This window comes from Luteibacter flocculans (assembly GCF_023612255.1).
Taxonomy (GTDB): Bacteria; Pseudomonadota; Gammaproteobacteria; order Xanthomonadales; family Rhodanobacteraceae; genus Luteibacter; species Luteibacter flocculans.
Genome location: NZ_CP063231.1, coordinates 98,846 through 121,624 on the forward strand (window position 1 = coordinate 98,846; position 22,779 = coordinate 121,624).

The 22,779-nt window shown below is 65.9% G+C and carries 14 protein-coding genes; 6 read left to right on the plus strand and 8 right to left on the minus strand.

The genetic code is table 11. From position 1 onward, the window contains the following. The first annotated feature begins 108 nt into the window (after window positions 1–108). Window positions 109–4,416, plus strand: a complete 4,308-nt coding sequence (locus tag IM816_RS00475) for a DEAD/DEAH box helicase (protein WP_250339345.1) — start codon at window positions 109–111, stop codon at window positions 4,414–4,416. Between the two features lie 30 nt (window positions 4,417–4,446). Here the strand turns inward: IM816_RS00475 and IM816_RS00480 are convergent, their stop codons facing one another. The 3 genes from IM816_RS00480 to glk all read right to left on the minus strand — a co-directional run bounded on the left by IM816_RS00480 (window position 4,447) and on the right by glk (window position 10,912). Then, on the minus strand, window positions 4,447–6,720 hold the full coding sequence (locus IM816_RS00480; protein WP_250339346.1) for a beta-N-acetylhexosaminidase: 2,274 nt from the start codon (window positions 6,718–6,720) through the stop codon (window positions 4,447–4,449). A 314-nt stretch (window positions 6,721–7,034) separates the two neighbouring features. After that, window positions 7,035–9,767 (minus strand): TonB-dependent receptor, encoded by a 2,733-nt coding sequence (locus IM816_RS00485; protein ID WP_250339347.1) that lies wholly within the window; start codon window positions 9,765–9,767, stop codon window positions 7,035–7,037. Between the two features lie 119 nt (window positions 9,768–9,886). Next, the gene (gene glk / locus IM816_RS00490) at window positions 9,887–10,912 is read right to left on the minus strand and encodes a glucokinase (protein ID WP_425602652.1); all 1,026 of its coding nucleotides are present in this window, start codon (window positions 10,910–10,912) and stop codon (window positions 9,887–9,889) included. Window positions 10,913–11,300: 388 nt separating this feature from the next. Between glk and IM816_RS00495 the strand changes: the two genes are divergently transcribed. Further along, window positions 11,301–12,590, plus strand: a complete 1,290-nt coding sequence (locus IM816_RS00495; RefSeq protein WP_250339348.1) for a sugar MFS transporter — start codon at window positions 11,301–11,303, stop codon at window positions 12,588–12,590. 89 nt (window positions 12,591–12,679) lie between these two features. Continuing rightward, on the plus strand, window positions 12,680–13,708 hold the full coding sequence (locus IM816_RS00500) for a LacI family DNA-binding transcriptional regulator (RefSeq protein WP_072323304.1): 1,029 nt from the start codon (window positions 12,680–12,682) through the stop codon (window positions 13,706–13,708). Window positions 13,709–13,874: 166 nt separating this feature from the next. On the opposite strand, the gene IM816_RS00505 is transcribed toward IM816_RS00500, so the two are convergent. The 5 genes from IM816_RS00505 to zwf all read right to left on the minus strand — a co-directional run bounded on the left by IM816_RS00505 (window position 13,875) and on the right by zwf (window position 19,530). Beyond that, a complete protein-coding gene (locus IM816_RS00505) occupies window positions 13,875–14,729 on the minus strand; it encodes a DMT family transporter (protein ID WP_250339349.1) in 855 nt (284 codons plus the stop codon). A 28-nt stretch (window positions 14,730–14,757) separates the two neighbouring features. Continuing rightward, entirely contained in the window at window positions 14,758–15,408 is a 651-nt protein-coding gene (eda, locus tag IM816_RS00510; RefSeq protein ID WP_250339350.1) for a bifunctional 4-hydroxy-2-oxoglutarate aldolase/2-dehydro-3-deoxy-phosphogluconate aldolase, read from the minus strand. Between the two features lie 16 nt (window positions 15,409–15,424). Next, on the minus strand, window positions 15,425–17,236 hold the full coding sequence (gene edd, locus IM816_RS00515) for a phosphogluconate dehydratase (RefSeq protein WP_250339351.1): 1,812 nt from the start codon (window positions 17,234–17,236) through the stop codon (window positions 15,425–15,427). 123 nt (window positions 17,237–17,359) lie between these two features. Then, the gene (gene pgl, locus IM816_RS00520; RefSeq protein ID WP_250339352.1) at window positions 17,360–18,061 is read right to left on the minus strand and encodes a 6-phosphogluconolactonase; all 702 of its coding nucleotides are present in this window, start codon (window positions 18,059–18,061) and stop codon (window positions 17,360–17,362) included. Continuing rightward, window positions 18,058–19,530: a glucose-6-phosphate dehydrogenase gene (zwf, locus tag IM816_RS00525; RefSeq protein WP_250339353.1), complete on the minus strand. Its 1,473-nt coding sequence runs from the start codon at window positions 19,528–19,530 to the stop codon at window positions 18,058–18,060. Before zwf ends, pgl begins: the two co-directional genes overlap by 4 nt. A 236-nt stretch (window positions 19,531–19,766) precedes the next feature. Here zwf and IM816_RS00530 point away from each other — a divergent pair, with 236 nt between their 5' ends. The 3 genes from IM816_RS00530 to nagA are packed head-to-tail and all read left to right on the plus strand — an operon-like array spanning window position 19,767 to window position 22,736. Continuing rightward, on the plus strand, window positions 19,767–20,519 hold the full coding sequence (locus tag IM816_RS00530; protein ID WP_072323298.1) for a GntR family transcriptional regulator: 753 nt from the start codon (window positions 19,767–19,769) through the stop codon (window positions 20,517–20,519). Between the two features lie 14 nt (window positions 20,520–20,533). Continuing rightward, window positions 20,534–21,568, plus strand: coding sequence for an SIS domain-containing protein (locus IM816_RS00535; protein ID WP_250339354.1), 1,035 nt, complete (start codon window positions 20,534–20,536; stop codon window positions 21,566–21,568). A gap of 22 nt (window positions 21,569–21,590) precedes the next feature. Continuing rightward, entirely contained in the window at window positions 21,591–22,736 is a 1,146-nt protein-coding gene (nagA, locus tag IM816_RS00540) for an N-acetylglucosamine-6-phosphate deacetylase (protein WP_250339355.1), read from the plus strand. Window positions 22,737–22,779 lie beyond the last annotated feature (43 nt).

Sequence of the window (22,779 nt, forward strand, 5' to 3'; positions counted from 1 at the left end):
GGAATGCCCCACCATCGCGAAGTAACGTTTTCATCGCAACCCGTGAGACGCCCAAGCGTACGCTGGACGCTTGCCCCGGGGCCGTGCGGACCCCACTTAAGTGATTCAATGAATTCACAAAAGTCGACAGCGCTCAGCGCCTTCCATCCCGCCGTCGCCGCGTGGTTCGCGAAGACCTTTCCCGAGCCCACCGCCGCGCAGGTCGCGGCGTGGCCGGCGATCCGCTCGGGCCGCCATACGCTGGTCGCGGCACCGACCGGCTCGGGCAAGACGCTCACCGCGTTCCTTTCCGCCATCGACGATCTCGTGCGCGAGGGCGTGGACGAAGGCGGGCTGCGCGATCGCACCACGATCCTCTACGTGTCGCCGCTGAAAGCGCTGTCGAACGACATTCGCATCAACCTCGAGGCGCCCCTGGCCGGGATCCGCGAAGAACTGCGCGCGCGTGGTCTGCCGGATCTGGAAATCCGCACCGCCGTGCGTACGGGCGACACACCGTCGTCCGATCGCGAGCGGATGAAGCGTCGTCCGCCGCACATCCTGGTTACGACGCCGGAATCGCTTTACGTACTGCTCGGCTCCGAGTCTGGACGCGCCATGCTGCGGAACATCCGCGAGGTGATCGTCGACGAAATCCATGCCGTCGCGGGAAGCAAGCGCGGCAGCCATCTCGCGGTCTCGCTGGAACGGCTGGAATGCGTGGCGCAGCGGCGCATCACGCGCATCGGCCTCTCCGCCACGCAGAAGCCCATCGAGCGCGTGGCGGCCTTCCTCACCGGCAACGAGCGCGAAGACTGCGCCCTCGTCGACATCGGCCACAGCCGCGCACGCGACCTGGCGCTGGAAGTACCGCCGGTACCGCTGGAAGCGGTGATGTCGAACGACATGTGGCAACTGGTCTACAACCGGCTCGCCAACCTCGTCGAGCAGCACCGCACCACGCTCGTCTTCGTCAACACACGTCGCATGGCCGAGCGCGTGGCGCGGCATCTCTCCGAGCGCCTGGGCAACGATGCGGTGGCCGCGCACCACGGCAGCCTCTCGCGCGAGCAGCGCCTCGACGCGGAACAACGCCTCAAGCGCGGCGAGCTGCGTGCGCTGGTCGCTACGGCGTCGCTGGAGTTGGGCATCGACATCGGCGATGTGGACCTCGTATGCCAGATCGCCTCGCCCCGCTCCATCGCGGCGTTCCTGCAGCGTGCCGGTCGTGCCGGCCATGCGGTCGGCGGCACGCCGAAAGCACGCCTCTTCGCGACCTCGCGCGACGACCTCGTGGAATGCGCCGCCTTGCTCGACTGCGTACGGCGTGGCGAACTCGACACGTTGATCATCCCGCACGAACCGCTGGACGTACTGGCCCAGCAGATCGTGGCGGAAGTGGCCTGCCAGGAGTGGGACGAGGACGCGCTCTACGATCTCGTACGTCGCGCCTATCCGTTCCGCACGCTGAAACGCGAGACCTTCGATGAAACCGTAAGGATGCTGGCCGACGGATTCACCACGCGCGTGGGTCCGCGGGGCTCGTACATTCATCGCGATGCGGTGAACCGACGTCTGCGCGAACGCCGCGGTGCGCGGCTGACGGCGGTCACCTCGGGTGGCACCATTCCCGACACCGGCGACTACAACGTCCTGCTCGAACCTCAGGCGACCGTCGTCGGCACGGTGAACGAAGACTTTGCGGTGGAAAGCCTCGCGGGCGACATCTTCCAGCTCGGTAATCGTTCGTACCGCATCCTGCGCGTGGAGATGGGGCGTCTTCGTGTGGAGGACGCTCAGGGCGCGCCGCCGAACATCCCGTTCTGGCTCGGCGAAGCGCCGGGACGAACGAACGAGCTGTCGCTCGGCGTGTCGCGTCTGCGCGAAGCCTTGTCGGCCGCGTTCGACGAAGGCGGTCGTGAGGCAGCGCTGGCGTGGCTCACGGGCGAACTGGCCCTGACCAAGGCCGCGGCAGAGCAGATCGTGGATTACCTGTTCCGCGCACGCGCGGCGCTCGGTGCGTTGCCGACGCTCGACACGCTGGTGATGGAGCGCTTCTTCGACGAATCCGGTGGCACCCAGCTCATCATCCACACGCCGTACGGCAGCCGGATCAACCGTGCCTGGGGTCTCGCACTGCGCAAGCGCTTCTGTCGCAAGTTCAACTTCGAGCTGCAGGCCGCAGCGACGGAAGACGCCATCGTGCTCTCGCTGTCCACCAGCCACAGCTTTCCGCTGGATGAAGTGGCGCGCTATCTGCACTCGCAGTCCGCCGAGCACGTGCTCGTGCAGGCATTGCTCGATGCGCCGCTGTTCGGAGTGCGCTGGCGCTGGAATGCGACCACGGCGCTGGCGCTGCCGCGCTTTACGGGCGGCAAGAAAGTGGCGCCGCAACTGCAGCGGATGAAGAGCGAGGATCTGCTCGCGACCGTGTTTCCCGATCAGGTGGCCTGCGCGGAAAACCTCGCGGGCGAACGCGAAGTACCCGATCATCCGCTGGTGAAGCAGACGCTGGACGATTGCCTGCACGAAGCGATGGATTGCGAGGGTCTGCTGACGATCCTGCGCGGCCTCGAAAGCGGGCGCATTCGCATGGTGGCTCGCGATCTCGCCACGCCGTCGCCGCTCGCTGCCGAAGTGTTGAGCGCGGCGCCGTACGCGTTCCTCGACGATGCCCCGTTGGAAGAGCGCCGCACGCAGGCCGTGCAGTCGCGGCGCTGGAACGATGCGGAAAGCGCCGACGATCTCGGACGTCTCGATCCGGAAGCCATCGCCTCCGTGCGCGAAGAAGCCTGGCCCGAGGCGCGTAGCGCGGATGAGATGCACGAGGCCCTGGTCCAGCTCGGTGCGGTTACGCTCGACGAAGTGCACGACAACGCGGGTTGGGCGGCGTTGCTCTCCGCCTTGGCGACGGACGCGCGCGCGACGTTGTTGCGCGCGGGCAATACCTCGCTCTGGGTGGCTGCCGAACGCCTGCCCGTCTGGCGCGCGATCCATCCGGAAGCGATGCTCACGCCATCCATTGCCGCGCCCGCGGAGTTCGAGGCACAGGCATGGACGCCGGAGTCGGCACGCGTCGACATCGTGCGTGGACGCCTCGGCGGCCTGGGGCCGGTCTCTGCCGAATCGCTTGCTGCGTCCTTGGGCGTGGCATCGATGGAAGTGAATGCAGCGCTCGTGTCGCTCGAAAGCGAGGGCTACGTCATGCGCGGTCCGTTCTCGCCGGGCGCGACGGACACCGAATGGTGCGAGCGGCATCTGCTCGCGCGCATTCATCGCTACACGATGGGCCGCCTGCGTCGCGAGATCGAGCCGGTCGCGCCGCGCGACTTTCTGCGCTTCCTGCTCGACTGGCAGCACGTCACGCGCGCCACCCAGGTCGCCGGTCCCGATGCCCTGGCCGGCGTTATCGGTCAGTTGGAAGGGTTCGAGGCGGCCGCCGGCTCATGGGAATCCGAACTGCTCCCTGCGCGTGTCACCGACTACAGCATCGGCTGGCTCGACGACCTGTGCCGCGCTGGCCGCGTCGTCTGGAGCCGGTTGCGGCTCGGGTCGGGTAGCGGCGGCCCGGTTCGCTCGACGCCCATCGTGCTCTTGCCGAGGCGGCAACTCCCGATCTGGTCCGCTGCCGCCCCCGTGTCTACCGAGGAGGTGTCGCTCTCGTCGCGGGCGCAGGCGGTGGTCGATGCGCTGCGCGACGAAGGTGCGTTGTTCTTCGACGAGCTGGCGTCCACCACCCGCCTCCTGCGCACGGAACTGGAAGACGCGCTGGGCGAGCTGGTCGCTGCAGGTCGCGTCACGGCCGACAGCTTTGCCGGCCTGCGCGCCTTGCTGCTGCCCGCATCCAAGCGCAACGGCAGCCGGCATCGGCGCACGCGCAGGCATATGCTGAGCGGTATCGAAGACGCGGGACGCTGGGCGCTCGCGCGTCGCGCGAACGAATCGCGCACCGACGCGGATGGTCTCGAACACATCGCCCGTACGCTCTTGCGTCGCTACGGTGTGGTGAGCTGGCGCATCCTCGAACGCGAAGCCGCATGGCTGCCGCCATGGCGAGAACTGCGTCGTGTGTATCACCGACTCGAAGCCCGCGGTGAAATCCGTGGCGGTCGCTTTGTCGACGGGCTCGTTGGCGAACAGTTCGCGCTACCCGAAGCGTTGCCTGCGCTCAGGCAGATTCGTCACCGGGCGCACGATGGTGAGATCGTCTGTATCGCGGGCACGGACCCGCTCAATCTCGTTGGCACCATCGTCGTGGGCACCAAGGTACCTGCGACGATAGGCAACCGCATCGCCATTCGCGACGGCATGCCGCTGGCAGCGATGATCGCGGGCAAGTTCGTGACGCTGATGCCGCTGGAAGGCGACGAGGAGCGCGAGGCGCGTACCGCCCTGCAACGCAAGGCGGACATGCGGACGCCGGTACCGTTGTTCTGATACTGGCGTCCGTGAGTACGCGCGATCTGCCTAGCGAAGCTGCACGTCGCCCAGCACCCAGAGCTTCGGACCCGGTTTGCCGGTGATGACGAAGCAGAGATCGTGCGTGCCCTCGCGCTTGGGCAGAATGCCATCGAGCGTGGCGCGTCCGTCCTTGGCCTTGGCGAGCGGAATGCTCGTCAGCTTCGGGCCGTCGCAGGTGTCCTGATGGACTTCCAGTTCGCCCGCGGCCGAACGTGACTTGCGCGACACGATCCCCTTGGTGTCTTTCCAAAGCGCGTAGTTGTACGGAAGGCGATCCACGGTCACCGCGACGCCGTAGCGGCCGTCCAGCTTCACGCCCTTCCACATCCAGCACGTATCCATGATGTCGACCTTGTAGACGGGACGGCGACCGTCCACGGCTTCCGGCGATTCGAGGCGAAGGACGAGCTTGTCGCTGCATGTGGCGAGTTCGTCGCTGCTCCGGCTCAGCAGCGAGGCGGCGTCGATCTCGCGATCGCGCGGACCGGCAAGCCCGAAATTACCGGCGAAGGCATTCGCGCGCACGGTGGTCGGCAGCGATACCTCGAACGGACCGGTATAGGCCGTGGACTGCGCGGTAGGCGCCGAACCGTCCGTGGTGTAGCGCAGCGTGCCGTAACCGCTCTGGTTCGACAGCGTGACGGTCGCCTTGCCATCCGTGGCAGGCGCCACATCGATGGCCGCGGCGTACGCCCCGTCGGACGGCACGATTCCCGCCGCGCGATACCGCGACATCTGCGCCGGCAGGCGCGCGATGAATCCATTCCAGTCCGCCTTCGGCGACCAGGTACGCTCGGCCAGCGCCGCCATGCGCGGGAAAATCGCATGCTGCGTGCGGTACCAGTTGGGCAGGTACTCGCTGAACACCGTGACCTCGGCACCGAGCACGTGCTTCGCCTTGTCGGCGGTGATGTCCGTTGGCACCGGCTCGAAGTCGTAAAGGGTCTTGAGTGTCTGGCCTGAGGGGCGCCCTGGTTGTTCGTCGGGCAGCGTCGATTGCAACTGGTCGAGGTACAGCGTCGGGGACGGCGCGAGTACCACGTCATGTCCCGCATTCGCCGCCTTGATCGCGCCCTTCGTACCGCGCCACGACATAACGGTGGCGCTCGCGGGCACCTTGCCGTCCAGGATCTCGTCCCAGCCTATGAGATGGCGATTGTGCTTTTCGAGGTAATCGCCAATGCGCGCGATAAACCATCCCTGCATCTGTTCCTCGTCGTCGATGCCCAGCGACCTCATCTTCGCCTGCACCGTCTTCGAGCGCTCCCACTCATCCTTGGCCGCCTCGTCGCCACCCACGTGGATATACGTGGATGGGAAGATCGCCATCACTTCATCCAGCACGTCCTGCAGGAAGGTGAACGTGCCATCGTCGACGTTGTAAAGCGCGGTGTTGACGCCCCAGTCGGTCGACACCGCAAGTTTCTTCCCGCCTGCGCCCACTTTCGGATACGACGCTACCGCGGCCTGTGCATGGCCTGGCATTTCGATCTCGGGCACGACGGTGATGTGCCGCTCGGCGGCATAGGCGACGATCTGCTTGGCTTCTTCCTGCGTGTAGAAACCGCAGTAAGGCGTGTCGGCACCGCCGGTAAGTGCGACGTCCGGGCCCACCGGCTTGCGGCAAGCGCCCGTCTCGGTGAGCTTCGGGTATTTCTCAATCTGCAACCGCCAACCCTGGTCGTCCGTGAGGTGCCAATGGAAGGTGTTGAGCTTGTGCATCGCCATCTGGTCGAGCAGATGCTGAATCTCGGCGACCGACTGGAAATGGCGACTGGAATCGAGCATCAGGCCGCGCCACTCGAAGCGTGGCGCATCGACGATGTGCACGGCGGGGACGCCGCTGTGCGCGGCGGGATCGGTCAGCAGCTGCCAATAGGTCACCGCGCCGTAGAACAACCCGGTTTCGTCATTGGCGGCGATGCGCACGCCGCTGGCATCGACGTCGAGCGTATAAGCCTCGCGTCCTTTGACACTGGCCGTGGTCGCAAGGGCGATGCCGCCCTTACCCTTGCCTTCGACGATGGCGGGCGTGATGCCACGTGCCTGGCGAATCCAGCCTTGCAACTGGTTCGCTACGCGCTTCGCCTGCACGTCGCCCTTGGCCACGTTGATGGTCGTCGACGCGTCGAGGCGGAAGTGGCCAGGCAGCCGCTGGAGCTGCGCCGGCATGGGAATGAGCGACAGCGGCGTTTGATCGACGGGACCGGATTCTTGCCTCGGCTGGCTGGCACACGCACTGAGGCCGGCGGCCAGGGCGAGGAAGAGGAATCGGCGCATCGAGGGCTCCTGTCGTGGTGAGGCGATCGGGCGATTGTGGCGCTTTCACTGTAGGAGCCGCTATAGCGGCGAGGGGAGCGGAACCTGCCGGTGGGAGCCAGCCTGCTGGCGATGGGGACTTGCCTTGCTGCTACACCGCTTCGTTGGCTTTTCGCCACCAGGCTGGCTCCCACCTTTGCTTTGTAGGTTTCGCATCGCTACACAGCGGCTCCCGCAGGGGCCAAAAAAAAGGGCCCTGTCGAGGAGTTGACGGGCCCGAGGGGAATGGAGCTTGGGTCGGCGCGGCCTTCCTTGGCCGCGTCGCATGTCGCTTGTCAGAGTTCGAAATGCACCGAGGCCATGTAGCGGCGGCCCGTGGTGTACTTCGCGACCGGCATGGCCGTGATGCCGAGGTACTGCTTGTACTTCTCGTTGGTGAGGTTCATGCCCGCGAGGGTGAACGAGACCTGCTGGTTGAGCTTCCAGCCCAGCGTGGCACCCAGGTCGCCGTAGTCGGCGGTGGTGGCCGGCGGCGCGCCGGCAATGTAGCCACCGGCGAGGTACTTGCTGCGCCAGTTGTACGTGAGGCGGGCACTGAACGGGCCCATCTCGTAGTACGGGCTGACCGAGTACGAGTTCTTCGAGTTGTACGGCAGCGAACCGCCGGAATCGAGCGTTCCCTTGGCGTACGTGTAGTTCGCCGTGACGCCGAAGCCGGTATCCCAGAACGCCTGCTGGTAGCTCAGGCTGCCGCCGCGCACCTTGCCCGACCCCGTGTCGCGTGGGCGGCTGATGCTGTACGTGCAGAAGCCGTCGGGCGTGCAAAGGCCCTGCGCCACCTGGCGTGCGAACGTCGTCGGGTCGTTGAGCAGGCCCGAGTTGAACTGCGTTTCCGGTGCCGAGTCCACGAACGTGTAGTTCTCGATCTTCTTGTAGAAGCCGGTCAGCGCCAGGTACGACTGCGGCGCGAAGTACCACTCGGCGGAGAGCGAGAAGTTCTTCGACTTGTACGGCTTCAGGTTCGGGTTGCCGCCCGAGCCGGTGAGCACCGAGTCGTTGAGGAACAGGTTGTTCACCTGCATGTTGTACGGCGGACGCGCGATCACCTTGGCGGCGGCGAATCGCAGCACCACATCCTCGCTCACGTCGTAGGCGACGTTGAGGCTCGGCAGCCAGTTCTTCGTCGTCCGCGACGAGGTCTGCCACGAACCGGCCGGCGCCGGCAGCACCGGGGCGCCGCTGTACACGAAGCCCGTGCCGTCGGTCTTGGTGTCGACGTAGCGGAAGCCCACGTTGCCGTGGAAGTTGCCACCGGCGAAGTTGCCCTGCACATAGGCGGCATTGGTCTTCTCGACCAGCTTGTAGGTGCCGTTGAGGTAAGTACCCGGATCTTCGTTGCCGCCGTTCGTGTTGCGCACCCAGGCGTACTGCGCGTTGCGGTCGGGCATCACGTGGCTGGACGAACCGTCCAGCGCGCCGTCGAAGGCGTCGAGCGTATCGGTGTAGCCGCCGAAACCGAGCGCGGCAAGGTTGGTCGGCGCATTGCCGCCGTAGACATGCGCCTGCATGCCCTCCTCGTGCCGGTTCCAGCGGTAGCCGAAGGCCAGTTCGTTGAAGAACGAATCGAAGTACTTCGAGAAGTCGAGCTGCGCATAAGTATCGCGCGACTGCGCGGAATAATCGCCGTAGTTACCCGGCCAGCCGCCCAGGCCGTCCACGTCGCCCATGTGCCAGTTGGCGGGATCGCGTGCCGCTGCCGGGTTGTCGAAAGCGAAACCCTTGTTGATATCCCAGGTGTAGCCGCCGGCATACACCGGCTCCATCACCGCTTGCGAGATGTTGTCGTTGTTGGCCTTGCTGTAACCCGCCGCGCCGCCGAGCTTCCAGCCGTCGCCACGATAGGTGGACTTCAGGTCGAACGCGGAGGTGCGCACCACCGACTTGCGGATGTTGCTGTCGAAGGTGCCCTGCGCGATGGCCGGGCAACCCACCGTGTCGTTGCCGCACACGTGGCCGCCCGTGACGATGCCGTTCGGACCCTGGTTGAAGCTCGTGACGTTGCCCGGCGTGGCGCCGGTGAACGGGTAGAGCGACTGGTTCCAGTTGTCGAAGTTCTCGCGGACGAACAGGTTGTTGATGTCGATGTCCCAGTTGTCCGTCGGATGGATCTGGAAACCGAGCGTCGCGGTGTCGCGCTTGCGCTTCTGCTGGAACCACGCCGAGTTCACCTCGTCGGGCACCTTGGCGTTGGGATCGAGCGTGCCGTTGGCGATGCCGGCGGCGACGGCAGGGCTGGAAGCCCACTTCGACACGGGACTGTAGCTGAAGATCTCGAAGCCCTGGCGGTCGATCTTTTCCTCGTAGTGCTGCACGGAAGCGATGACGCCGAAGGTGCTCGCAGCATTCTTCCAGCTGTACAACGCAGAGGCATTCGGACGCGTGCCCGGCGTGGCCTGATCGTTGTAGTTGAGACCGAACGAGCCGCGAATCGTGTTCGCCGGCAGATCGAGCGGCTGCAACGTGTGCAGCAGGATCGTGCCGCCGAGGCTGCCTTCCGGCAGGCGCGCTTCCGGCGATTTATACACTTCCAGGCGGCCGACGATTTCCGGCGCGAGCATGGTGAAGTCGAAGCCGCGGTTCGGCTGCGCACCGTACTGCCACGGCGTCTGCGAGATCGGCTGGCCGTTGAGGAAGGTGAGGTTGAGGCTGGGATCGGTACCGTCGATCGATACGCGATCGCCCTGCCCGAACGAGCGATCGATCACGACGCCCGGAATCTGCGTCATCGCTTCGGCGACGTTGGTGTTCGGGAACTTGCCGATGTCCTCGGCGGTAACGGCCTCGACCACGGCATCCGCATTGCGCTTGGTGTCGAGCGACTTCTCGAGACTCGCGCGGATGCCGGTGACGGTGATGCCCTCAAGCTCGGCGGCCTTGGCGGCGTCGGCTTTTTGCTGGGCGGTCTGCGGCTTCTCCGGCGCGGTCGTGTCCTGTGCGGCCACGGTTCCGGTGAAACAGCACAATCCGGCGATGATGCTCGCCGTGAGCAGGTTTCTACGATGCGACATGGTGTCCTCCCCTCAGAGGATGTAGCGCGACGGGTTTCGCGACCGCGTCGTGCTTCGTTGCTATCGAAGGGCCTCGCGGCCCGGTTTTTCGAACTAAGCCTGCGTTCCTTTCCCGCTCTTCAATGAGCGTTCGAACCGTGCAGGTAGAGACCGGCGGCACCGATCACACCCAACTGTCCGTGGTCCATCAGACGTACCGGCACTTGCTTGAGAAAGGCGCGCATGACGCCCTTGTTGAAGAACCTGGTGGCAAAGCTGCTGGCAAGCAGACGTTCGCGTATCTGCGGCAGGATGCCGCCAGCGAGATACACGCCCCCGCGCGCGCCATAGAGCATGGCGAGATCGCCGACGAAGCTGCCGAGCAGACCGCAAAAGACGTCCAGCGCTTCGCTTGCAGTGGCATCGCTGCCGTCGAGCGCGGCAGCGCTGACTGCGGCGGGCTCGTGTAGCGTCGCGGCGGTGCCGCGCAGCGTGGATAAGGCGCGATAGAGATTGACGAGACCGGGGCCCGAAAGCGCCGTCTCGTAGGAGACATAGTCGCGACCGCGCGCGAGTTCGCCGAGGATCGCCACTTCGCGCTCGTTGCCCGGCGCAAGCGAAATCTGTCCTGCTTCGGTCGGCAGCACCGTCGCGTGCGGCTTTCCGGGCAGCAACACGGCGGAGCCGAGGCCGGTGCCGGGGCCCATCACGATGATCGGTCCCACGGTCTTCGGCGTGTCGGTCTCGATGATCGGTGTGGTCTCGTGGTCGTGCAGGAACTGGCAGGCATAGGTCACTGCCTCGAAGTCGTTCACCACAGCGAGGCCAGTGAGGCCCAGCGAGTGGCGGATGTCGCCGATCGACACCGGCCAGGGCAGGTTGTCGTTGACGACGGCATCGCCAAGTACATACCCGGCGCAGGCGACGGCGCAGTGCTCGATCGCAACCTGGCCGTCCAGACGACTCACGAAATCCCGGAGGGCGGCGGTAAGACTCGGCCATTCGGCGCAGGCATAACGCTCGTAGCGCAACACCTCGATCGCCGAGGTACCGGGGGAGCGACGTACCAGCCCGATACGGGCGTGCGTCCCGCCGACGTCGGCGGCGAGAAACGCCCCGATCCCCGGCATACGCCGAACGTCCCGCTGGTTGGCCGAATCGCCCACACCTTGCCCCTTGTCGATGCCCTGCGCCCATGTGGTCTCGCCACGGCGCCCCTGTTGCCGCGGAGTCTGTGAGCGCAATGACAACGTTGTCAACTGGACAGATGGCTAGGACAGCGGGCATTCCATAACGCGGCGCAACACCAGCGAGGCACCCATGAGGGTGCTGCACATCCGCATGCTCGAAAAACACGCGTTATCTCAGGATATTTCCGATGAATCTGCCGTTTGACGCGGCGCGACATCGATGGCATCGACCCCTGCCACCGGTCATGCCCGGGTGCGCCGAGGCAATTGACAACGTTGTGCATGCAGGTCGATAAAGGGCCCCAAAGGGAGGTACCCGGTGCTGCCGCTCCGGGTGCGTACATCCATCACGAGGGGAGCCACCATGTCGTCCACCGCGGTCGCCGTCGACGAGAATCGTCATTCCAGCCTGGTCCCGATGATCATCATCGGCGTCCTGTTCTTCATCTTCGGCTTCGTCACCTGGCTCAACGGCCCGCTGATCACCTTCGTCAAGCTGGCCTTCGACCTCGACGACGTGAATGCCTTCCTCGTGCCGATGGCGTTCTATCTGTCCTACTTCTTCCTTGCCCTGCCCTCCTCCTTCATCCTCAAGAAAACGGGCATGAAGAAAGGCATGGGGCTCGGTTTGTTCGTGATGGCGATCGGCGCCGTGCTGTTCGGCCAGTTCGTCACGATGCGCGTCTATCCGGGCGCACTCACCGGGCTCTTCGTCATCGGCGCCGGTCTTTCGCTGTTGCAGACTGCGTCCAACCCATACATCTCCATTCTCGGTCCGATCGAAAGCGGCGCGCAGCGCATCGCTTTCATGGGTATCTGCAACAAGGTGGCCGGTGCGCTTGCGCCGTTTGTGTTCGGTGCCTTGGTCATGCGCGACATCCAGAACTTCGGCAAGCAGATTGCCGATGCGGCGACGCCCGCGGAAAAAGACGCCCTGCTCGCCGCGTTCGCAGCGAAGGTGCACATGCCGTACATGGTCATGGCCGGGCTTCTCGTCCTCCTCGCCATCTGGGTCGTGCGCTCGTCGCTCCCCGAGATCAAGCCGTCCAGCGACAACTCCGAACGCGCCATCGGCCATGACAAGGGCAGCCTTTTCAGCTTCCCGCATCTGTGGCTCGGCGTGCTCTGTTTGTTCGTCTACGTGGGTGTGGAAGTGATGGCGGGTGACGCGATCGGCACCTACGGCCAGGGCTTCGGCATGTCGCCGGCCGACACCAGCCATTTCACCTCGTACACGCTGATCGCCATGCTCGTTGGCTACGTAGCGGGCCTGCTGCTGATTCCGAAGTTCGTCTCGCAGCAGCGCTATCTCGCCCTCTCGGCGATCCTCGGTGTGGTGTTCTCCATCGGCACCTACGTGACCAGCGGTTACGTTTCCGTCGGTTTCGTAGCGGCGCTCGGCTTTGCCAACGCCATGATGTGGCCGGCGATCTTCCCCCTGGCGATCAAGGGCCTCGGTCGCCTGACCGAATTCGGTTCGGCCTTCCTGATCATGGGTATTGCCGGCGGCGCCATCATTCCCGTGCTGTTCGCCCACCTGAAGCAGCATTACGACTTCCAGGCCGTGTTCCTCGGCCTGATGGTGCCCTGCTACCTCTACATCCTGTACTACGGCGCGGCAGGCCACCGGGTCGGTCAGCACGTCAGGGACTGACCCCGGGACCGCCATGATGGGACGACCGCTTGTGTAAACTTGCCGAGGTCGTCCCGTCGGATGGCCGTCCTGCTATCGAGGGTCGCAGATTGCGTAGTCCTACCATCAAGGACGTGGCCGAACGGGCCGGCGTCTCGCTGAAGACCGTTTCACGCGTCATCAATCACGAGCCCTCGGTGCACGCGCGCACCCGCGAGCGGGTCCAGCGCGCCATCGAGGCGCTCGATTACCAGCCCGATCAGGCCGCGCGCAGCCTGCGCAGCGCCCGCACCTACGCTCTGGGCCTGGTCTACGACAATCCCAACGCCCACTACGTCATCGCCATGCAGAACGGCGTGCTCTCGGTGTGTCGGGAGCGCGGCTTCGGTTTGCAGATCCACCCTTGCGATTCCTCCGCGCCGAAGCTGGCCGAGCAATTGGGCGACCTCGTCAGGCGCAATCGCCTCGCCGGCCTCGTGCTGTGCCCCCCCATGTCCGAGCAACCGAAGCTGCTGGCGGCGCTGACCGAGCAGAACGTCCCGTTCGTGCGGATCATTTCGGCCAGGCAAGATCCCAAGGATGGCTGGCCCTGCGTCTTCGTGGACGACCGCGATGCGGCTTACGCCATCACCGAACACCTGATCCAGCTGGGCCACCATCGCATCGGCTTCCTGTGGGGCGGCAAGGAGCACCGTTCCAGCCCCGAGCGCTACCAGGGCTACGCCGATGCGCTGCGCGAATACGGTATCGAGGTGGACAAGCGCCTGGTGGTCGAGGGCGACTACTCGTTCGACGACGGTTTCCGTGGCGCGCGCAAGCTGCTTGCGCTGAAGGATCCACCTACGGCGATCTTCGGCTCGAACGACGAAATCGCGGCGGGCGTACTCGCAGCCGCGCGTTCGGGTGGCGTCGATGTGCCGTGGGAGCTTTCCATCGCCGGCTTCGAAGACAGTCCGTTCTCCAAGCAATCCTGGCCCGCGCTGACGACCGCGCGGCAGAACACGGAGGAGATTGGACGCCATGCCGCGCAGCGCCTCATCGCCGAACTGGAGCGCGAGGACGACGAGCCGCATATCGACAACGAGGGCTTCAGCCCCGATCTCGTGGTGCGCGGCTCGACCGCGCCGCGCCGCCTCTGATGCCCCGAGGCTGTGGGAGCCGCTATAGCGGCGAGAAGCCCGCAAAGCAAAGGTGGGAGCCACCCTGGTGGCGAAAAGCCAACGAAGCGGTGTAGCGGTGAGGCAAGTCCCCATCGCCAGCCGGCTGGCTCCCACCGGCAAGCTCCCATCGCCGCTATAGCGGTTCCTACGGATTCGTCATGATCATGATGGCGGCTATCGCCAGCGCCACGCCCAGCCAGTTGACCGGCGTGAGTCGTTCCTTGAAGCCGATCGCGCCGACCAGGGCACCCAGCACCACCACACCCACGTTCATCGAGGCGAACACGAGCGCCGGATTGTTCGGCAGGGCCTGATGGCCGCGCACGTAGAACAGGATGTTCGCGAAGTTCGCGGCACCCAGCACGACACCGAAGCCGAGGCTGCGCAACGCAAGCGGCGCCTGCCTCGTCGCGGCGCGTACGATCACGGCGATCCAGCACAGCACCATGGCAATGAGGAACGACGCGAACAGCGCGTTGCCGAACGACGCACCCGCCTTTGCGATAAGCTTGAAGCAGATGTCGATGGCGCCGAAGCCGGCGAAGACGGCCAGCGGTGCCAGCCAACCCGCGCGCTGGACGCGTTCGCTGCGCCAGAGCATGCACAGCAGGGCGACCACGGCCAGCGCAATGCCCGCGGCCTTCAACGGGACCAGCGTGTCGCCGAAGAACAGGAACGCGGCGGCCAGGGACAGGAACAGCGAGAGCCGTTGCGCGACATCGGTACGCACGATGCCCGCACTGCGTACGGACGATGCCAGCACGAGGAAGATCGCCGGCAGAAACACGCCGAGCAACAGCAGGGGCCCGCGCGTGGCATCCGACTGCAGCGCTGCCTCCGCTGCCTGTGGCGTGGCATTGAGCAGCCACCAGGCGAGCGCAGCGGCGACGACGTAGTTGGTCGCCACCGCCTGCACGATATCGACGTTCGTGCGCCGTGCGAGTTTCAGCAGAACCGAGACCGCGACGCTGAACGCGACCGCGAGAAGGATGTAAGGCATGGGACGTCAGTCGAGCGAAGGTTGGCCTTTATACCTTGGTCTTGAGCTGCGCGGCCTCGCGAGCCAGAGCTTCGATGCCCGCCCAGTCCGACGACGCCAGCTTGTCCGCAGGCGTGAGCCACGATCCGCCGACACAGACGACGTTCGCCAGCCCGAGAAATTCCGGTGCGTTGGCGAGGCTGATGCCGCCCGTGGGGCAGAACCGAATCTGCGGCAGCGGACTGGCCCATGCGCCCAGCAGCTTCGAACCGCCAGCCGGCACCGCGGGAAAGAACTTCTGGAAGCGATAACCGCGTTCCAGCAGTTCCATCGCTTCGCTCGACGTGGCGGCACCGGGCAGCAACGGCAGCTCCGAGTCGTCGGCGGCATCGAGCAGGCGCGGGGAACTGCCCGGCGACACGGCGAAAGTCGCACCGGCCTTGAGGGCGTTTTCCAGGTCGCGTGCATTCAACACGGTGCCCACGCCGACCACCGCACCCTCGACTTCCGCCGCAATCGCGCGAACGGCATCCAGCGCAGCGGGTGTGCGCAAGGTGACTTCGATGGCTGGGATACCTCCGGCGACCAGCGCGCGCGCCATCCCTACGGCCTTCGAGGCATCCTCGATGATCACGACGGGGACCACCGGCGCGAGGCGCAGGGTGGATTCGACGCGCTGTTGCTTGGCTTCGTTGCTCATCTGCTACTCCGGTGAATCAAAAGACGCCTGCGCCGAGATCCGCCGTGACGGCGGACTGGCGGAACATGGCGAAGAGTTCGCGACCCATGCCGGTGTGATGCACGGCGAGGTCGATGTGGTCGGGATGACGGTTGTCCCAGTCGTCGGCATCGACGAGCGCATGCAGCGTGCCGGCGATGGCGTCCACGCGGACCAGGTCGCCCGTGCGGATGCGGGCGATGGGACCGCCGGCCTCCGCCTCGGGCGTGACGTGGATTGCGGCGGGAACGCGACCCGAGGCGCCGGACATGCGGCCATCGGTCACCAGCGCCACGCGGTAGCCGCGATCCTGCAGCAGGCTAAGCGTCGGCGTGAGCTTGTGCAGTTCCGGCATGCCGCGCGCACGCGGCCCCTGGAAGCGCACGACGGCCACGAAGTCGCGATTGAGTTCGCCACGATCGAAGGCCGCCTTCACGTCGTCCTGTTCGTCGAAGACGATGGCCGGTGCTTCGACCACCATACGGTCCTCGGGAACCGAGGAGACCTTGATGACGCCGTGGCCGAGATTGCCCTTGAGCATGCGCAGGCCACCGTCGTGACGGAACGGCTCGTGGATTGCACGAAGCACGCCGCGATTGCCGCTTTCCTTGGACACCGGCTTCCACACCAGCACGTCGTTCTCGAGCGACGGTACCTGGCGATAGGCGTGCAGCCCCGGGCCCATGATCGTGTTCACGTCGTCGTGCAGCAGACCGCCATCGAGCAACTGATCGATGAGGAAGCTCATGCCGCCGGCTTCGTGGAAGTGATTCACGTCGGCGTAGCCGTTCGGGTAGACACGCGCGAGCAGCGGCACGACGGCCGAGAGCGCATCGAAATCGTCCCAGCGCAATTCGACGCCCGCCGCGCGGGCGATCGCGACGAGATGCAGCAGGTGATTCGTCGATCCGCCGGTCGCATGCAGGCCCACCACGCCGTTGACGATCGCGCGCTCGTCGATGATGCGACCCAGCGGCAAGTAGTGATCGCCCAGCGTGTCGACGGCGAGCACGCGCTGCACCGTGGCCTTGGTCAGCGCGTCGCGCAGCGGCGTATCCGGCGCCTCGAAACTCGCGCCGGGCAGATGCAGACCCATGATCTCCATCAGCATCTGGTTCGAGTTCGCGGTGCCGTAGAACGTGCAGGTGCCCGCGCCGTGGTACGAGCGCGCCTCGGCTTCCAGCAGTTCCGCACGCGTGGCCTTGCCGGCGGCGAAGGCCTGGCGAACCTTGGACTTCTCTTCGTTCGGGATGCCGGACGGCATCGGGCCGGACGGGACGAATGCGCCGGCAAGATGCCCGAAGCTCAGTGCGCCAATCAGCATGCCCGGAACGATCTTGTCGCAGATGCCGAGGTACAGCGCGCCTTCGTACATGTCGTGCGAGAGCGACACGGCCGTGGCCATGGCAATGAGGTCGCGCGAGAACAGCGACAGCTCCATGCCGGGGCGGCCTTGCGTCACGCCATCGCACATCGCCGGGACACCGCCGGCTACCTGAGCGGTGGCACCCAGCGCGCGCGCCGTCTGCCGGATCAACTCGGGATAGCGCTCATACGGCTGGTGGGCCGAAAGCATGTCGTTGTATGAAGTGACGATGGCGAGGTTGGCCGCGTGGCCATTGCGCAGCGCGTCCTTGTCGTTTTCCGCACAGGCGGCGAATCCATGGGCGAGGTTGCCGCACGACAAGTGGTGACGCTTGGCGCCCTTGCCGCGCGCGGCGTCGATCTTGGCGAGGTAGGCGGCACGCGAGGCGCGGCTGCGCTCGACGATGCGCTCGGTCACTTCGGCGAGGACGGGGTGAAGGGTCATGGCATGTTCCTGAGGCTTTGACCGCGCCGGACCCCACTCGGGGTCACGGCTTTCGGAAGGATCGCCGGCCCTTGCCGGACGACCCGTTGCCGCGCGTTGTCCGCGCGGCGTGGGGCATGGATGCTACGGCGCCCAGTAGACCTCGACGGGCACCTTCGACTGCTTCAGCACGGCGGCGATCGGGAAATCCGCACCCGCCTCGGCCTGGGCGAGCAGGTCTTTCTTGTCCTGCCCTTCGATGTGCAGGTAAAGCGTGCGCGTATCGAGCACCTTCGGCAGCGTGAGCGTGATGCGCGGTTCGCCCGCACCGCCCGCGCGCATCGAGATCACGGTCGCCTTGCCGTTCGGATCGAGCGCTGCGGCGAGGTTGTCGCCGCCCGGGAAGAACGATGCCGTATGCCCGTCCGGTCCCATGCCGAGGATCAACGCATCGAACGGAAGGCCGAGCGCATCGATGCGTGCGCCGACGTCGGCAAGCGCGGCATCCACGTCGTCCTTGTGCGCACGGTCGAACAGCGGCAGGAACGCGGCGGTGTGCGCCTCGTGATGCAGCAGATGCTCGCCCACCAGCCGCGCGTTGGAGCGGTCGCTGTCGGTATCCACCCAACGCTCATCCACGAGGGTGATGGTGACCTTCGACCAGTCGATCTCCTGTTCGGCGAGCAGCGCGAACATCATCTTCGGCGTGCTGCCACCGGATACGGCGAGCGTGGCTTTGCCGCGCGCTGCAATGGCGTCGTCCAGCTTGCTGGCGACATCGCGTGCGAGCTTGTCGGCGAGGGTCGGCTTGTCGGCGAATTCATGGCGTACGAGTTTGGCGTTCATGCAGCGTCCTCGGCCCAGGTGCGGCCATCGCGTTCAATGAGCGCCACGGCGGCGCTCGGGCCCCAGGTGCCGGCGGTGTACGGCTTCGGCGTATCGCCGCTGGCCTCCCAGGCATCCAGGATCGGGCCGGCCCAGTTCCATGCCGCCTCGACTTCGTCGCGGCGCATGAACAGGGTCGGGTTGCCGCGTACGACGTCGAGGATCAGTCGTTCGTAGGCGTCGGGCTGTTGCACGCCGAACGCAGCGGCAAAGCTCATGTCCAGCGGCACGTGGCGCAGGCGCAGGCCGCCGGGGCCCGGGTGCTTGATCGTCAGCCACAGCTTCACGCCTTCGTCCGGCTGCAGGCGCAAGGTCAGGCGATTCGGCAGGAGCGGACCGCTGGAGAGGTCGAAGATCGAATGCGGCAGCGCGCGGAACGTGACCACGATTTCCGACACGCGGCTCGGCAGCCGCTTGCCCGTGCGCAGGTAGAACGGCACGCCGGCCCAGCGCCAGTTGCCGATCTCCGCCTTGAGGGCGACGAAGGTTTCGGTCCGGGACTGGTCGCTACCCAGTTCGTCGAGGTAGCCGGGCACGCTCTGGCCTTCCGCCGCACCGGCGCGGTACTGGCCGCGAACCGTGAGTTGCGCGGCGTTGGCGCTATCGATCGGACGCAGCGAGCGCAGCACCTTGAGCTTCTCGTCGCGCACCGCATCCGGCGCGAGCGACGACGGTGGCTCCATGGCGAGCATGCAAAGCAACTGGAGAATGTGGTTCTGGACCATGTCGCGCAGGGCGCCGGCACGGTCGTAATAGCCGGCGCGGTGACCGACGCCGACCGTCTCGGCCACGGTGATCTGCACGTGGTCGATGTGCTGCGCATTCCACAGCGGCTCGAACAAGGCGTTGCCGAAGCGCAGCGCAAGCAGGTTCTGCACCGTCTCCTTGCCGAGGTAGTGATCGATCCGGTAGGTCTGCGACTCGCCGAAGACCTTCGCCACGGCGTCGTTGATGGCGTTGGCGCTTTCCAGGTCGCGGCCGATGGGCTTTTCCAGCACCACGCGGGAGCGCTCGCCGTTCAAGCCCAGCGAGCCGAGGCGCTGGCAGATGTCGGTGAAGATGTCCGGCGAGGTCGAGAGATAGAACACGCGGATGTGGGTGGGTTGTTCCGCCATCAACGCCGCGAATTCGTCCCAGCCGTCGGCCTTGCGCGCGTCCAGCGAGCGGTAGCCGATCATGCGGATGAAGGCATCCAATTGGGCCGGCACCACATGCGAGACGCCCTTCTCGACGGCCGCGCGGACCTGTTCGCGATAGGCGGCATCGTCCAGGCCCTCGCGGGCCACGCCGACGATGCGGCTGGACGGCTGGATCTGTCCATCGACGAAGCGGTGGTACATGGCAGGTAGCAGCTTGCGGACGGCGAGGTCGCCGGTGCCGCCAAAAATGACCAGATCGAACGGTTCGATCGGCAGGAGGGGAGCGCTCACGGGAGTGGCCTCTTGAGGGATCGGTGGAGTCCGGTCGATCGTACCAGTGACATACCAGGAGGTACCAGCCCCGTACCACTGGCTGCGGCGTTGCGCCCCGTTTTACGGATCGGTAACACCCAGAAAACGTCCGTATGACCGTTTTGGATCGTGCAAACGAGCGTTTGAACTTCCCGGTGGTCTGGCCGGTCTTGCACAGGGTTGCCGCAGTGGTCGTGGATTGGTATCTTCGGCGGATGGAAAACGCCCTCGTCGCCGAGTACCAGCGCCTTCAACACGATCCGGCTTCCCGGCAGCCGCTGGCGTACATGCGCCTGCGCCGTGCCATCCGCAACGTGATCGAAAAGGGCGAGGTCCAGGTCGGCCACGCGCTGCCCAGCGAGCGCGATCTCGCCCGGGCGCTCACCCTGTCCCGGGTGACGGTGCGCAAGGCGATCGGCGGTCTTGTCGAGGACGGCCTGCTTACCCAGCGCCACGGCGCCGGCACCTTCGTGTCCGAGCGCATCGTGAAGCCGCTCTCGCGCATGACCAGTTTTACGGAAGACCTGCGGGCACGCGGACTCAACCCGCGCTCGGAGTTCTTCGAGAAGGCCATTGGCGAGGTCACGCCCGAGGAATCCATGGCGATGAATCTCTCGCCGGGCACCCAGGTGGTCCGCCTGCATCGCCTGCGCTACGCAGGCGACGAGCCGCTCGCCATCGAGCGAAGCGCGGTGCCGCTGGATCTCCTGCCCGATCCGCATCTTGTGGAGGATTCCCTCTACGACGCCTTGGACAAGCTCGGCAACCGCCCGCGACGCGCCCTGCAGCGTCTGCGCGCCGTGGTGCTCGGGCCTGCGCAGACGCGTCTGCTTCGTCTCGGGGCCGGCAGTGCCGGCCTGAACATCGAGCGGCGCAGCTTCCTCGACGATGGCCGCATCGTCGAATTCACCTGCTCCTGGTATCGCGGCGACATCTACGACTTCGTCGCCGAACTGCAGAGCGACTGACGAGCCTCATCATCATGACGATCCAGCCGCAAGACACCCTGATGTTCCGCGAAGCGCACGAGACCGCCGCGGTCGTGGAACGGCAGTTGGCCGACAACGAGGCCGTGGTCAGCGCGCTGGCCGAGCGTCTGCGCGCCAACCCGCCGCGCATGATCATCACCTGCGCGCGCGGCAGTTCCGATCACGCCGCGATGTACGCGAAGTATGTTTTCGAGACCCAGCTCGGCGTGGTGACGGCGTCGGCATCACCGTCGGTGACGTCGATCTATCACGCGCAGCAGCGTCTCGATGGCGCGCTGTATATCGCCGTATCGCAGTCGGGCAAGAGTCCCGATCTGGTGCGCAACGCGGAGGCCGCCAAGAAGGCGGGTGCGTATGTCGTCGCGCTGGTCAACGTCGTCGACTCGCCGCTGGCTGCGATCGCGGATGTCGTGGTGCCGCTGCATGCCGGTCCTGAGAAAAGCGTGGCTGCGACGAAGAGCTACCTCGGTGCGCTTGCCGCTATCCTGCATATCGCTGCGCGCTGGAGCGGCAGCGCCGAGATCGGCGACGCTCTCGCTGCGTTGCCTGCGCAGTTGCGCGGCGGGTGGGACGCCGACTGGAGCGCGCTCACCGATGGTCTCGTCGATGCACATAACCTTTTCGTCGTCGGTCGTGGCTTTGGCTTCGCCGGCGCGCTCGAAGCCGCACTCAAGTTCAAGGAAACCTGCGGCCTGCATGCCGAGGCTTTCAGTTCTGCGGAAGTGAAGCACGGCCCGATGGCGCTGGTCGGTCCCGACTTCCCGGTGCTGTTCTTTGCGCAGAACGACGACACGCTCCCGGGTGTGCTCGACGTCGCTGCCGAATTCCGCAAGCGCGGCGCGAAGGTGTGGATCGCCGCCCCGGGTGCCAGCGGTGAAGGCGTGTTGCCTCTCGTCGCCACCGCGCCGATCAGCGCACCGCTCGTCACGGTGCAGAGCTTCTATCGCGCCACCGCCGCGCTGGCATTGAAGCGCGGCTTCAATCCCGACGTTCCGCCGCACCTGAACAAGGTGACGGAAACGGTGTGACGCCGCATTCCAAGGACATTCCATGACCATCGCCCTCGTCAACGGCCGCGTACTTACCGACAACGGATTCCAGGGCGGCTTTGCCGTGCTGGTCGATGGCGGCACGATCACCGGCCTCGCCCTGCCTTCCGATCCGCGTGTACGCGCTGCCGAGCGTCACGACCTCGGTGGGCAAACGTTGCTCCCGGGCTTCATCGATTGCCAGGTCAACGGCGGTGGCGGCGTGTTGTTCAACGATGCGCCCACCGTCGAAGTGATCCGCACCATCGGCGAAGCGCATGCGCGCTTCGGTACCACTGGCTTCCTGCCCACGCTGATCAGCGACGATCCCGACGTGATGGCGAAGGCCATCGATGCCGTGAACGCGGCGGTGGAGCAGGGCGTGCCGGGCGTTCTCGGCATTCATCTCGAAGGCCCGTTCATCGCACCGGAGCGCAAGGGCGTGCACGATGCGGCCAAGTTCCGCGTCGCGGGTGCGGACGACGTCGCCATGATCGCGCGCCGCCACGGCGGCGTGACCTTGCTCACGCTGGCGCCGGAACGCGCCTCGGACGACGTCCTCGCGCAGCTCGTCGCCAATGGCGTAATCGTGGCGGCAGGACATACCGCTGCCGATTACGACACCACGCGTCATGCGCTCGGCAGCGGCGTCCGTGGCTTCACTCATCTGTTCAACGCCATGACACCCTTCACCAGCCGCGAACCCGGCGTGGTCGGTGCGGCGCTCGAAGATGCGGCGAGTTGGTGCGGTCTGATCGTGGATGGTCACCACGTGCATCCCGCCTCACTGCGTGTGGCGATCGCGGCGAAGGCACGCGAGAAGATGATGCTGGTCACCGACGCCATGCCGCCGGTCGGTTCCGACAATCCGAACTTCGTGTTGAAGGGCGAGACGATCACGGTACGCGATGGCGTCTGCCAGACGGCTGACGGTACGCTCGCCGGTTCGGCGCTCGACATGGCGACCGCCGTGCGCAACACGGTGCAGATGGTCGGCGTGTCGTATGACGAAGCCGCTCGCATGGCTTCCACCTATCCTGCCGCGTTCCTCGGCCTGGGCAGCACCCACGGCCACGTCGCCGCCGGCTACCGCGCCGATTTCGTGGTGATGGACGACGCTTACCAGGTCACCGAAACCTGGATCGGCGGCACGAAGGTCTTCGGCTAAACCACACGGAAGCTGCCCCGGCGGCGATGAAGCTCGCCGGTGG

Bases quoted from the DNA above. Each gene is read 5' to 3' on its own strand.
- IM816_RS00475 (WP_250339345.1), top strand. From the start codon at position 109: ATGAATTCACAAAAGTCGACAGCGCTCAGCGCCTTCCATCCCGCCGTC.
- IM816_RS00480 (WP_250339346.1), bottom strand. From the start codon at position 6,720: ATGCGCCGATTCCTCTTCCTCGCCCTGGCCGCCGGCCTCAGTGCGTGT.
- IM816_RS00485 (WP_250339347.1), bottom strand. From the start codon at position 9,767: ATGTCGCATCGTAGAAACCTGCTCACGGCGAGCATCATCGCCGGATTG.
- IM816_RS00495 (WP_250339348.1), top strand. From the start codon at position 11,301: ATGTCGTCCACCGCGGTCGCCGTCGACGAGAATCGTCATTCCAGCCTG.
- IM816_RS00505 (WP_250339349.1), bottom strand. From the start codon at position 14,729: ATGCCTTACATCCTTCTCGCGGTCGCGTTCAGCGTCGCGGTCTCGGTT.
- eda (WP_250339350.1), bottom strand. From the start codon at position 15,408: ATGAGCAACGAAGCCAAGCAACAGCGCGTCGAATCCACCCTGCGCCTC.
- edd (WP_250339351.1), bottom strand. From the start codon at position 17,236: ATGACCCTTCACCCCGTCCTCGCCGAAGTGACCGAGCGCATCGTCGAG.
- pgl (WP_250339352.1), bottom strand. From the start codon at position 18,061: ATGAACGCCAAACTCGTACGCCATGAATTCGCCGACAAGCCGACCCTC.
- IM816_RS00530 (WP_072323298.1), top strand. From the start codon at position 19,767: ATGGAAAACGCCCTCGTCGCCGAGTACCAGCGCCTTCAACACGATCCG.
- IM816_RS00535 (WP_250339354.1), top strand. From the start codon at position 20,534: ATGACGATCCAGCCGCAAGACACCCTGATGTTCCGCGAAGCGCACGAG.
- nagA (WP_250339355.1), top strand. From the start codon at position 21,591: ATGACCATCGCCCTCGTCAACGGCCGCGTACTTACCGACAACGGATTC.